This is a genomic window from Nonomuraea sp. NPDC005983 (genome assembly GCF_040614375.1).
Lineage (GTDB): Bacteria > Actinomycetota > Actinomycetes > Streptosporangiales > Streptosporangiaceae > Nonomuraea.
The window spans coordinates 1-11,437 of the sequence record NZ_JBEXUP010000215.1; the positions used below are offsets into that span (position 1 = coordinate 1).

The following is an 11,437-nucleotide window of genomic DNA, read 5'->3' on the forward strand; positions in this document are numbered from 1 at the left end:
GGCGGCGAGCAGCACTCCATCAAGCTGGTCGTCGCCCAGTACACCGAGGGCACGCGACCCTACTGGGACGAGCTGATCAAATCCTTCGAGGCCGACCGCGGCGACGCCCGCCACGGTCAGCGTCTGGAAGGCGGCGGCCGACAGCAGGCTCGTCGCGGAGACGACTGCGGCCGCCGCGGCCGGTTGCGCCCACAGCAGCGCGATCGGCAGCGTGGCGGCCAGGCCGAGCAGGCCGAACACCACGTAGTACAGCGCCGCGCCCGGACCTGCCACCGGAGGCGGGCCGCCGAGGTGCGCGACCGTCTCGCCCACCGGCCGGCTCACGGTGTGGCCGAACGCGTACGCCAACGGGGTGGTGCGGGCGTGCGCGAGCGACTCGGCCAGCGCGAGCAACGCCAGCAGCGCGCCGGCCACGACGGGCGCGTGGGGAACCGCGGCGGCCCTCCGCCCCCCGGAGGCCCATCCACCTGGCCGGTCATGCACTCGATCCACGCAGGCCATTGTCGCGGTTGTCCGGAATCCTGGCATCCCTCGCGTGAGCGATGGGACGTCCCTCACACCAGGGACCGCGAAGATCGCTCCGCCGCGTGACGACCTGCGCTTTCGCCGTTGCCTACTCTGCCTGGCATGGAAGCGACCATCGAAGTGTCCGGACTGCGCAAGCGGTTCGGGCAGACCACGGCGCTGGACGGGATGTCGTTCACCGTGCGGCCAGGGCAGGTCACCGGCTTCGTCGGCCCCAACGGCGCAGGAAAGTCCACCACGATGCGGGTGATCCTCGGCCTGGACGCGGCCGACGAGGGCCGGGCGTTGATCGGCGGGCGGCCGTACCGGAGCCTGCGACACCCGCTGCGGCACATCGGGGCGCTGCTGGACGCCGCCGCGCTCCAGCCGAGCCGCACCGCCCGCAACCATCTGCTGTGGCTGGCCCACTCCCAGGGCCTGCCGTCCAGGCGGGTCGACGAGGTGATCGGGCTGGTGGGGCTGGAGTCGGCGGCCCGGCGGAGGGCGGGCGGCTACTCGCTGGGCATGCGGCAGCGGCTCGGGATCGCCGCCGCGCTGCTCGGTGACCCGCCGGTGCTCATGCTGGACGAGCCGGTCAACGGCCTGGATCCGGAGGGCATCGTGTGGATCCGCGGCTTCCTGCGGTCGCTGGCCGCCGAGGGCCGCGCCGTGCTGGTGTCCAGCCACCTGATGAGCGAGCTCCAGGACACTGCCGGCCATCTCGTGGTGGTGGGCCGCGGCCGGGTCGTCGCCGACACTGGCGTGGCCGAGCTGATCGCGACCGTGTCCCGGGGCCGGGTCACGCTGCGCACCACGGCGCGGTCGGCGGCGATGAGCGTACTGGCGCAGGCCGGCGCCACCGTGGCCGCGACCGACCGCGACACGCTCACCGTCTCCGGACTGGCCGCCGAGCACGTCGTGGCGCTCCTCAACCGGAGCGCGGTGCCGTTCTCCGAGGTGGCCGCCCACCGCGCGACGCTGGAGGAGGCGTACATGGACCTCACCCGGGACGCGGTCGAGTTCCGCGCCGCTGCGGAAGCCGGGCAGGAGGCGGCACGATGACCACCGGCGCGCCCCCCGGCGCGACCACCGGCGCCCCGTACCGCTCGGGCCTGCGGGCCGGGCGCGACGGCTTGGCGCAACTGCTGCGCGCGGAGTGGACCAAGTTCAGGAGCGTCCGCGGCTGGGTGCTCGGCATGGCGGTCGCGACGCTGGTCATCGTGCTGCTCGGGCTGCTGTCCGCGTCGGGCAGCCACACCTCGTGCGGCGGTCCGAGCGACGCCTGCCCCGCCGTGCCCGTGGGGCCGGGCGGGGAAGCGGTGACAGATCACTTCTACTTCGTCCACCAGCCGCTCGACGGAGACGGCAGCGTCACCGTCCGGGTGAACTCCATGACCGGCGAGAAGCGCCTGCCGGACGCGCAACCGGGGGTCCGGCGGGTCGCGTCCGGAGTCGTACCGTGGGCGAAGGCCGGGGTCATGGTCAAGGACGGCGTCCGGCAGGGCTCCGCCTACGCGGCGGTCATGATCACCGGTGAGCACGGCGTGCGGATGCAGGACAACTTCACCCACGACGTCGCCGGACGGCCGGGCGGCGTCTCGAAGGAGTCGCCGCGCTGGCTGCGGCTGACCCGCTCCGGCGACACCCTCACCGGCTACGAGTCCGCCGACGGCCGGCAGTGGACCAAGGTCGGCACCGCCGTCCTGGCCGGGCTGCCGGCCACGGTACGGATCGGGCTGTTCGCCGCCTCCCCGGGTGCCATGACGGTGACCCAGGGCGATCTCGGCGGGGCCGTCGTAGCAGTGCGCTTCTCCGAGACCACCGCCGCCTTCGACCAGGTCAGCCTGCAAGGCAAGGCGACCGGCGGCATGTGGGCCCACGACGACGTGGGGGTCGTCTACGAGGCCGACGGGCAGCCCCATCATCCGGGGCGGTTCACCCGGTCCGGCGACACGTTCACCGTCACCGGGGTCGGCGACATCGGGCCGAGCACCGAAGGCATGAACATCGAGAGCACCCTGTCCGGCATGCTGGCCGGGCTGATCGTGGTGATCGTGGTGGCGGTGCTGTTCATCACCGCCGAGTACCGGCGGGGCCTGATCCGCACCAGCCTGCTCGCCAGCCCGCGGCGCGGCCGGATGCTGGCCGCCAAGGCGGTGATCGTCGGCGCGGTGACCTTCGTCGCCGGGCTGGCCGCCACCGGCGCGGTCGTCCCGATCGGCACGCGGATCCTGCGCTCCAACGGCAACCAGGTCCTCCCGGTGAGCACGCTCACCGAGGTGCGGGTCGTGGCCGGCACGGCGGCGCTGCTCGCCGTCGTCGCCGTCTTCGCCCTGGCCCTCGGCGCCCTGTTCCGGAACAGCGCTGCGGCGGTCACCGCCGCCATCGCGGTCGTCGTCGTGCCTCACGTCCTCGCGACCGCCTCCGTCCTGCCCGTGGGCGTGTCGCAGTGGCTCCTGCGGCTCACCCCGGCGGCCGGGTTCGCGATCCAGCAGAGCATCCCGGAGTACGCGCACGTGCTCGGCTACTACAGCCCGCAGGGCGGCTACTACCCGCTCGCGCCATGGGCCGGGCTCGCCGTGCTCTGCGGCTACGCCGCGCTCGCTCTCGGCCTGGCCGTCGTCCAGCTGCGCCGGAGGGACGCGTGAGACGAGAACTGCACGCCGAGTGGACCAAGTTCCGCACCGCGCCGGGCACCGGCCGGCTGTTGCTCGCCGTCGTCGCGCTGACTGCGGCGTTGGGCGCCGCGGCCGCCGCGACGGTGTCCTGCCGGACGGCGGGGTGCGACTACGACGTCCCGAAGCTCAGCCTCATGGGGGTGCAGGCGGGGCAGGCGGTCGTCGTCATCCTGGCCGTGCTGGCGATCAGCGGCGAGTACGGCACCGGCATGATCCGCACCACCCTGGCGGCGATGCCGCGCCGGGCCTCCGTCCTGGCGGCCAAGGCCGTCGTCCTCACCGGCGTCACGCTGGCGGCGGGGACCCTCGCCGTGCTCGGGTCGGTGCTGGCCGGGCGGCTCATCCTGCCCGGCAACGGCTTCACTCCCGGGAACGGCTTCGCGCCGCTGTCGCTGGCCGACGGGCCGACGCTCCGGGCCGCGGCCGGCTCGGTGCTCTACCTCGCGCTGGTCGCCCTGCTCAGCCTCGGCGTCGCCGTCGCCGTGCGGGACTCCGCCACCTCCATCGGGGTCGTGTTCGGCCTGCTCTACGTCCTGTCGGTCCTGCCCGTCATGGTCTCCGACCCGGGCTGGCAGGTGCTGCTCTGGCGGATCTCGCCGATGAACGCCGGGCTCGCCGTCCAGGCCACCACCCATCTGTCCGTCCTGCCCCTCAGCCCGTGGGCGGGACTGGGCGTGCTCGCCGCCTGGGCCGGCGCGGCGCTCCTGGGCGGCGGGCTGCTGCTCCGGCTGCGCGACGCGTGACCGGGGCCGGGTCGAGCGGTCAGGGGCCGGCGGGCTTGGGCGGCTCCGGGGCGGTCGGGTAGGGGCCGGTGAGCCGGTCGAGGCCCGTCCGCGCGGGCTCGCCCGGCGGCACGCCGGCCCACGGCGCGCCACCGCACACGACTGGACGACGGGGCCTCAGGAGGCGGGCACGGTCTGAGGCTGCCAGGAGAACACGGCGCGCGAGCGGGGCTCGACCGTGACGCGCAACCACTGGGTCGCCGTGACGCCGTAGGTCTCCAGCCTCGTCAGGTTGGGGACGCCCGCGTAGCCGGTCTCCACCTCGTACACGTGCTCGTCACCGTGCACCAGCAGGACCGGCTTGCCGTACGCCTTGGCACGGTCGGTGATCCGGGCGCGGATCTCGGCGAATCCCGGGGTGTCGGTCGGCTCGGCCTGCATCATGAGCAGCACGCCGGGGGCGTTCGTCTGGCGCGCGGTGTCGAAGGCGGTGTCGATCCAGTCGAGGGCCGCCGCCTTGCGCGCCTCGAACTCGGCCAGCCGCAGGTCCGGACGGTCGCCGCCCGGCAGCTGTGACCACGGCGCCAGGTCGTTCTCGCTGCCGACCACGTGCACGGTGGCGAACACGACGCCCTGACGGCGGAGCAGCACGTTCTCCTTGTAGGCGCTGTGCCGGGCGTCGGACGCCTGGGTCCGCACGCCCATCGGGTGGCGGCCGAGCGTGTGGCCGGCCTTCGGGTAGAAGAACGTGCGGACCGCGTCCAGCCGCTCGGTCGGCACGTAGCCGCCCGCCGCGGTGCGGTGGCAGTCGGTCCACTCGTTGTCGCCCGGGGTCAGCACGAACGGGTCGTCGAAGGTGCCGAACAGCTTGGCCAGGTCGGCGAAGCGGGCGTCGTCGCAGGTGGACCCGCCGTCCTTGACGTCACCGGCGTGCAGGACGAAGCGGACGTCCGGGTCGGCGTTCACCGCGTCGACCAGCGCGGGGAACGAGGCTCGCTGGTCGGCGCCGTACGGGGTGTCGCCGAGGAGGGCGAAGCTGAGGGAGGGGCCGCGGGTCCCCGGGGCGTCGGCCGACGCGGGAGTGACGGTGCCGGCGACCAGGGCTGCCATCAGCGCGGCGACAGCGGCGGAAGATTTACGCATGGCCCGATTCTCCACATAGCCCAACAACTCGGACATTACGCAGAGTCGACAACTCACCGAACGGCTCGCTGACATTCGCCCGCCAGGCGGCGCGGACACGGAGGAACGGGACGGCCGGCTCCGTCACACGACAGGGTCCGGCTGTGACGTGGACAGGTCGACGTGGCCGGCGTGGTAGAGGCCCTCGGTCAGCAACCGGAGGACGTGCTCGTCGGCGGCCTTGTAGTAGACGAAGGTGCCCTCGCGACGTCCTTTGACCAGCCCGGCCAGGCGCAGCTTGGCCAGGTGCTGACTGACGGCGGTGGGGGCGGCGTCGGCGAGTTCGGCCAGGCAGGCGACGGACGACTCGCCCTGCAGCAGCGCCCAAAGGATCTTGATGCGGGTGGGATCGGACAGCAGCCGAAACGACTCGGCGGCCAGGTGCACCTGTTCCTCGTTGGGCATGTCGAAGTCCGGCAGCGACGTGTGCATACCGCCAGCATAGCCGCGAACCTCGCTACTTGCGTATCTGCGTGCATGCGCATATACGATGCCCATGTGATTGCAGAACTGAACGACGCCCCAGCCCTCGACACCGGGCCCGCCCCGGTCGCGTCATCATGGCGGGGCGGGACGTGGTCGCTGCCGGAGGTGCGCTGGGCCGCGGCCGCCACCGCGTTGTTCGCCGCCGGCGGCCTCTGCCAGTTGGCCGCGGCGCCACCGTGGCTGTGGTGGGGCCTGTACCTGGCCTGCTACGCGGCAGGCGGCTGGGAACCCGGCCTGGCGGGTCTGAAGGCGCTGCGCGACAGAACCCTCGACGTGGACCTGCTGATGGTCGCCGCGGCGATCGGCGCCGCCGCGATCGGGCAGGTCTTCGACGGCGCGCTGCTCATCGTCATCTTCGCCACCTCCGGCGCGCTGGAGGCCGTGGCCACCAAACGGACCGAGGACTCGGTGCGCGGCCTGCTGGATCTGGCGCCCGAGCGGGCCACCCGCCTGACCGCGGACGGCGAGGAGATCGTCGAGGCAGCCACGCTGGAGGTCGGCGGGGTGATCCTGGTCCGGCCCGGGGAACGGGTCGGCGCCGACGGCCAGGTCATCGCCGGAACCAGCGCGGTCGACCAGGCGAGCATCACCGGCGAGAGCCTGCCGGTGGACAAGCAGCTGGGCGACGAGGTGTTCGCCGGCACCGTGAACGGCACCGGCGTGCTGCGGGTGCGGGTGACGCGTCCGGCCGCCGAGACGGTGATCGCCCGCATCGTGGCCATGGTCGAGCAGGCCAGCGCCACCAAGGCGCGCACCCAGCTGTTCATCGAGAAGGTCGAGCAGCGCTACTCCATCGTCATGGTCGCCGCCACCCTGGCGCTGTTCGCCGTCCCGCTGCTGTGGGGAGCAGCGCTGCAGGACAGCCTGCCGCGCGCGATGACCTTCATGATCGTCGCATCGCCGTGCGCGGTGGTGCTGGCCACCATGCCGCCGCTGCTGGCCGCCATCGCCACCGCGGGCCGCCACGGGGTGCTGGTCAAGTCCGCCGTGGTGATGGAGCAGCTCGGCACCGTCACCCAGGTGGCCTTCGACAAGACGGGCACGCTGACCGAGGGCCGGCCCCACCTCGCCCACGTGCGGGTGCTGCCGGGCGCCGGCCTGAAGGAGGACGAGATCCTCGCCCTGGCCGCCGTTGCCGAGGAGGGCTCCGAACATCCGCTGGGCCGCGCCGTGGTCCGGGCGGCCCGCGAGTCCGGCCTGCCGCTGCCCCTCGCCGAGGAGTTCGAGTCGATGCCGGGACGCGGCGTCCGCGCCCGGGTCGGCGGCCGGCTCGTGGAGGTCGGCAGTCCCGCCCACCTCCTCGACGGCGGCGACGACATCGTCACCGCTCTCGAGGACGGCGGGCACACCGCCGTGCTGGTGCGCGTGGACGGCCGGCCGGCCGGAGTGCTCGCCCTGGCCGACCGGGTGCGGCCCGGCGCTGCCGCGGCGATCGCGCACGTGACCGCCGTGACCACGGCCGCGCCGGTGGTGCTGACCGGCGACAACCCGCGCGCGGCGCAACGGCTGGCCGCCCAGGTGGGCATCGCCGACGTCCGCGCGGGCCTGCTCCCCGAGCACAAGGTGAAGGCGGTACGCGAACTGCAGGACCAGGGCACGCGGGTGGCGCTGGTCGGCGACGGCGTCAACGACGCCCCCGCCCTGGCCGCCGCGCACACCGGCATCGCCATGGGCCGCGCCGGCTCCGACCTCGCCCTGGCCACCGCCGACGCGGTGATCACCCGCGACGAGCTCGCCACCGTGCCCACCGTGATCACCCTGGCCCGGCGGGCCCGCCGTCTGGTCGTGGCCAACCTCGTCATCGCCGCCACCTTCATCGCCGTCCTGGTGGCCTGGGACCTGTTCGGTGACCTGCCCCTGCCGCTCGGCGTGGCAGGCCACGAGGGTTCCACCGTCATCGTCGGCCTCAACGGGCTTCGTCTGCTGCGCGGCGCCGCGTGGCGGCGCGCAGCCGTCCTACCGCCCCGCACCGCCCGGAGTTGAACCTGTGACCGGCCTCCCCTTCCCGCCGCCGTACACCTGAGCGAGCCCGGCCTCCGGTGCGGTGCGGTGCGGTGCGGTCGGCTACGCCTACGAGTGGACCGCCGACCTGAGCGGCAGCGATGCCGGCGTCGAGGGCCTGTTGGGTGGCGTCGATCAGCTCGAGGTCACTTATACCGGTATTAGTATCACGGTCATGGTGAGGACTTCTTTGACTCCATGGGAACGGGAACGCGGCGAGCGGTTCGGCTCGCTGCTGCGTCAGGCACGCGGCAGCCGGAGCATGGCGGAGGTTGCCGCCGCAGCAGGAGTCTCCGCCGAGACCCTGCGCAAGATCGAAACCGGCAGGGCCCCGACCCCGGCCTTTTTCACCATCGCGGCCCTGGCCTCAGCGCTGCACGTGTCTCTGGACGAGTTGGCGGCCGCGTGCGCGCACAACCCGGATTGGCAGGAACCACCACTCTCGGCCTGAAGAAAGGTCAGCGCCGGGTGGCACCAGGCGCGAGCAGGCTGGTGAGCTCAGCGATCGCCTCCGGGGAGGGCTTGACATAGCGGCGGACGTTTTACCTGGTGAGGTCGCTCTTGTAGAAGACGGTCGCCCGGAACTGGTCAGGACTGCCACTGATCTTGCTGGAGAAGCCGAACGCGAGGCGCGGGCCGCTCGACGATCGCCAGATCGCCATTCCCTGAGGTTCGCGACCGGACAGCGACTCGCCCGCTCTCGTCCGGTACACCTCCTCGACCGAACCCCCGGCCTTGTTCATGTCGAGACGGACCAGGTAGGACGGCTTGGCCGGGTCCGAGGGCTTGGCAGGCGGACCACCGTAAGAGAGGTACGCGTACTGGCCGGGGATCGCCATCGACGAACCGTGGTCGAACCCGTGGAGCGCCATGGCGCCCAGCACCTTGCCGGACGACTTACGTTAGATGCTCCGCCGATTTGGGGATTTTCGCGCAAGTGCATCACCCTGCCGGTCGTTCGGCTGATTTGGTTGATCACGATCAACCGAGCAATCGGACCGATGGATGTCGAAAAGATGAACTGCAGGCGAAATATGGGCACTTCACGCGCCAGAAGCAGGTCGGCATCTGACGGCCTGGGAAACCCCGAACCCCCTGGGGCTCCTGGCCTGAAGGCACCACCTGCTACCCCGGCGGCCACGCACGGCTGTCACTGCATCCCAACGTCACCCTGCAAGCCGAGGTCAGTGGTGTGGTCGGCATAGCCCTGCGATGAGGAGTTCGACCATGTGGCGTGCGTCGTAGCGGGGGTCGCTATCCGCGCCGATGCAGAGGTTGCCGACGCCGCGCATGAGCTCGTACGCATCGATGTCGGGGCGGATCTCGCCGGCGACGGCTGCGGCTTCGAGCAGCTCGGTGCAGACGGGTACGAGGCGGTCGAGGAAGTAGGCGTGCAGCGCCTCGAAGTCGGAGTTGTCGGACCGCAGCACGGCAGCGAGTCCGTGCTTGGTGACCAGGAAATCGACGAAGAGGTTGATCCACTGCCCTAGTGCGGCGTGCGGCGAAAGGCTGGTCGCCAGCAGGGCCGGCCCGGCCTCGGCGCAGGCGTCGACCTGGTGCCGGTAGACGGCGATGATGAGGTCCGCTCGCGTCGGGAAGTGGCGGTAGATCGTGCCCAGCCCGACGCCGGCCTTGGCCGCGATGTCGCGTACGGGGGCGTTCACGCCTGACGTGACGAAGACCGCGGCGGCCGCGTTGAGGAGGGTTTCCTGGTTGCGCCGGGCGTCCTTCCGCTTGGACGCGGCCGCCTGCCCCGTGACCTCGTTTCTGTCGTTCACCACGCCGCTCCCTCCGCCGCCGCTTGCAAAAGCGGAACCGTGTTCCGTATCGTTCCGGAACGAGGTTCCGCTTTGGCTATGATGCCAGAGCAGGGGCCTGATAGCCAAGCCATGCAATACACCACGCTTCACCCGCAATGAGGAGACACGGTCATGCAGTACCGCACCTTGGGCCGCACAGGCGTGCAGGTCAGCGCCCTCGCGCTCGGCGCGATGAACTTCGGAAAGATCGGGCGCACCACCCAGGACGAGGCCACCGCCATCGTCGACGCCGCCCTGAAGACCGGGATCAACCTCATCGACACCGCCGACATCTACAGCGGCGGCCAGTCGGAAGAGATGGTCGGCAAAGCCATCGCGGGCCGCCGCGACGACGTCGTGCTGGCCACGAAGGCGACCATGCCGATGAGCGACGAGCGCAACCATCAGGGCAGCTCGCGCCGCTGGCTGGTCACCGCGCTGGAGGACAGCCTGCGCCGCCTCGGCACCGACCGCGTCGACCTCTACCAGATCCACCGATGGGACCCGAACACCAGCGACGAGGAGACCCTGTCGGCCCTGACCGACCTGCAACGCGCGGGAAAGATCCGCTACTTCGGCTCCTCGACCTTCCCCGCCTACCGCATCGTGCAGGCCCAGTGGGCCGCCCGCGAGCACCACCTGAGCCGCTACGTCACCGAACAGCCCAGCTACTCGATCCTGCAGCGCGGGATCGAGACCCACATCCTGCCCGTGACCGAGCAGTACGGGCTCGGCGTGCTGGCATGGAGCCCGCTGGCCTCGGGCTGGCTGTCAGGCGCGATCCGCGAAGGCCGGGCAATCACCACCAGCCGCTCAACGTTCATGCCGCAACGCTTCGACACCACCATCCCCTCCAACCAGGCCAGGCTCGACGCCGTCGAGCAGCTGGCCAAGGTCGCCGACGAGGCCGGCCTGACGATGATCCAGCTCGCGCTCGGCTTCGTTACAGCGCACCCCGCCGTGACCAGCGCGCTCATCGGCCCCCGCACGCTGGACCACCTGCACTCGCAACTCGCCGCCGCAGACACCACGCTCTCCGCCGACGTACTCGACGCCATCGACGCCGTCGTCGCCCCCGGCATCGACCTCGCCGCACACGAAAAGAACGACACCCCGCCCGCGCTGCTCGACCCGTCACTGCGCCGCCGCTGATCGTCCCCGCGACAGCCTCAGCACCCTCGCCCTCAGTCCCCGAGTCCGCGGGAATCGCGCAGGTACCCGGCGAGAAGGTGCTCCTCCTCCAGCTCGCCGGCGCCCGCCGAGAGGGGTCGTATTCGTCCTGGGCGCCCATCCACCCATGCCCCTTCGCAACGCTGCCTGACCTCCGGCGGAGGCTTGTCGTTCAATCCGGCCGGATAGTCCCCCAGACCCCGAGAAAACATTCGCCGAGCGATGCAACATCTTCGTCCCTTCGGCCGTCTGGGACGTGACTACCGAAGGGACTACAAGTGGATGACGAACCCGGCTTCGACGACTTCGTCGCAGAGCAGACGGACGCGCTGCTCCGCTACGGATACGTCCTGACCGGAAATCCTCATGACGCCGCCGACCTGGTCCAGGAAGCTCTGGTACGGCTGTGTGGCGCCTGGCCGAGGGTGAGACGCAAGGACAGCCCGCACAGCTACGCCCGAACCACGATGGCACGGTTACACATCAGCGTCTGGCGGCGGCACAGGCGTGAACACCTCATCGGAGAGCCGCCGGAGCGGGTTCACCACGAAGTCTTCCCTCCCGACGAGGAACAGGGGCTCTGGGAAGAGCTGGCCGCGCTGCCCCGCAGACAGCGTGCCGTGCTGGTGCTGCGCTACTACGAACAGCTCAGCGACGCCGAGATCGCCAAGGTGCTCGGCATCTCTCCCGGAACCGTGCGCAGCCAGGCCTCCCGGGGCCTGGACAAGTTGCGTTCCTCCCTCTCCTCCTCACCGGCGCCCCACGGGAGCATGCGATGACCGATCTGGAAGACAAGCTGAGCCGCATCCTCTCCGGGGCGGCGCATCGTGCGCCGCAGGCGCCGGCCGGGCTGGCCGCGACGGTCAAGGCGCGCCTTCGCCGGCGGCGGGCGCGG

General features: G+C 71.6%; 12 protein-coding genes. 7 read left to right on the forward strand and 5 right to left on the reverse strand.

Features of this window, described 5'->3' with window-relative positions:
• Positions 1–492: hypothetical protein (locus ABZ297_RS44270; protein ID WP_355359747.1), on the reverse strand; the 492-nt coding region annotated here is incomplete at its 3' end.
• Between the two features lie 135 nt (positions 493–627).
• Here ABZ297_RS44270 and ABZ297_RS44275 point away from each other — a divergent pair.
• The 3 genes from ABZ297_RS44275 to ABZ297_RS44285 are packed head-to-tail and all read left to right on the forward strand — an operon-like array spanning position 628 to position 3,925.
• Entirely contained in the window at positions 628–1,566 is a 939-nt protein-coding gene (locus ABZ297_RS44275; RefSeq protein ID WP_355359750.1) for an ATP-binding cassette domain-containing protein, read from the forward strand.
• On the forward strand, positions 1,563–3,152 hold the full coding sequence (locus ABZ297_RS44280) for an ABC transporter permease subunit (protein WP_355359753.1): 1,590 nt from the start codon (positions 1,563–1,565) through the stop codon (positions 3,150–3,152). The genes ABZ297_RS44275 and ABZ297_RS44280 overlap by 4 nt, the downstream gene beginning before the upstream one ends.
• Positions 3,149–3,925: an ABC transporter permease gene (locus ABZ297_RS44285; RefSeq protein ID WP_355359756.1), complete on the forward strand. Its 777-nt coding sequence runs from the start codon at positions 3,149–3,151 to the stop codon at positions 3,923–3,925. The genes ABZ297_RS44280 and ABZ297_RS44285 overlap by 4 nt, the downstream gene beginning before the upstream one ends.
• A gap of 156 nt (positions 3,926–4,081) precedes the next feature.
• Here ABZ297_RS44285 and ABZ297_RS44290 read toward each other — a convergent pair whose 3' ends face one another.
• Both ABZ297_RS44290 and ABZ297_RS44295 read right to left on the reverse strand, forming a co-directional pair.
• On the reverse strand, positions 4,082–5,047 hold the full coding sequence (locus ABZ297_RS44290; RefSeq protein ID WP_355359759.1) for a metallophosphoesterase: 966 nt from the start codon (positions 5,045–5,047) through the stop codon (positions 4,082–4,084).
• 123 nt (positions 5,048–5,170) lie between these two features.
• Positions 5,171–5,518, reverse strand: a complete 348-nt coding sequence (locus ABZ297_RS44295) for a metalloregulator ArsR/SmtB family transcription factor (protein ID WP_355359762.1) — start codon at positions 5,516–5,518, stop codon at positions 5,171–5,173.
• A 159-nt stretch (positions 5,519–5,677) separates the two neighbouring features.
• Here ABZ297_RS44295 and ABZ297_RS44300 point away from each other — a divergent pair, with 159 nt between their 5' ends.
• Complete coding sequence (locus tag ABZ297_RS44300) at positions 5,678–7,555, forward strand: heavy metal translocating P-type ATPase (RefSeq protein ID WP_355359777.1); 1,878 nt, start codon at positions 5,678–5,680, stop codon at positions 7,553–7,555.
• A gap of 193 nt (positions 7,556–7,748) precedes the next feature.
• Positions 7,749–8,024 (forward strand): helix-turn-helix transcriptional regulator, encoded by a 276-nt coding sequence (locus ABZ297_RS44305; RefSeq protein ID WP_355359780.1) that lies wholly within the window; start codon positions 7,749–7,751, stop codon positions 8,022–8,024.
• A 91-nt stretch (positions 8,025–8,115) separates the two neighbouring features.
• Here ABZ297_RS44305 and ABZ297_RS44310 read toward each other — a convergent pair whose 3' ends face one another.
• Both ABZ297_RS44310 and ABZ297_RS44315 read right to left on the reverse strand, forming a co-directional pair.
• On the reverse strand, positions 8,116–8,445 hold the full coding sequence (locus ABZ297_RS44310) for a hypothetical protein (protein WP_355359765.1): 330 nt from the start codon (positions 8,443–8,445) through the stop codon (positions 8,116–8,118).
• 312 nt (positions 8,446–8,757) lie between these two features.
• A complete protein-coding gene (locus tag ABZ297_RS44315) occupies positions 8,758–9,351 on the reverse strand; it encodes a TetR/AcrR family transcriptional regulator (protein ID WP_355359768.1) in 594 nt (197 codons plus the stop codon).
• Positions 9,352–9,504: 153 nt separating this feature from the next.
• On the opposite strand from ABZ297_RS44315, the gene ABZ297_RS44320 reads away from it, so the two are divergent.
• Both ABZ297_RS44320 and ABZ297_RS44325 read left to right on the forward strand, forming a co-directional pair.
• Positions 9,505–10,524, forward strand: a complete 1,020-nt coding sequence (locus ABZ297_RS44320) for an aldo/keto reductase (protein ID WP_355359771.1) — start codon at positions 9,505–9,507, stop codon at positions 10,522–10,524.
• 296 nt (positions 10,525–10,820) lie between these two features.
• Complete coding sequence (locus tag ABZ297_RS44325) at positions 10,821–11,321, forward strand: SigE family RNA polymerase sigma factor (RefSeq protein ID WP_355359774.1); 501 nt, start codon at positions 10,821–10,823, stop codon at positions 11,319–11,321.
• The last annotated feature ends 116 nt before the right edge of the window (positions 11,322–11,437 follow it).

Coding starts and splice junctions, on each gene's coding strand:
- ABZ297_RS44275 (WP_355359750.1), top strand. CDS start 628: ATGGAAGCGACCATCGAAGTGTCCGGACTGCGCAAGCGGTTCGGGCAG.
- ABZ297_RS44320 (WP_355359771.1), top strand. CDS start 9,505: ATGCAGTACCGCACCTTGGGCCGCACAGGCGTGCAGGTCAGCGCCCTC.
- ABZ297_RS44310 (WP_355359765.1), bottom strand. CDS start 8,445: ATGGCGCTCCACGGGTTCGACCACGGTTCGTCGATGGCGATCCCCGGC.
- ABZ297_RS44295 (WP_355359762.1), bottom strand. CDS start 5,518: ATGCACACGTCGCTGCCGGACTTCGACATGCCCAACGAGGAACAGGTG.
- ABZ297_RS44280 (WP_355359753.1), top strand. CDS start 1,563: ATGACCACCGGCGCGCCCCCCGGCGCGACCACCGGCGCCCCGTACCGC.
- ABZ297_RS44290 (WP_355359759.1), bottom strand. CDS start 5,047: ATGCGTAAATCTTCCGCCGCTGTCGCCGCGCTGATGGCAGCCCTGGTC.
- ABZ297_RS44305 (WP_355359780.1), top strand. CDS start 7,749: ATGGTGAGGACTTCTTTGACTCCATGGGAACGGGAACGCGGCGAGCGG.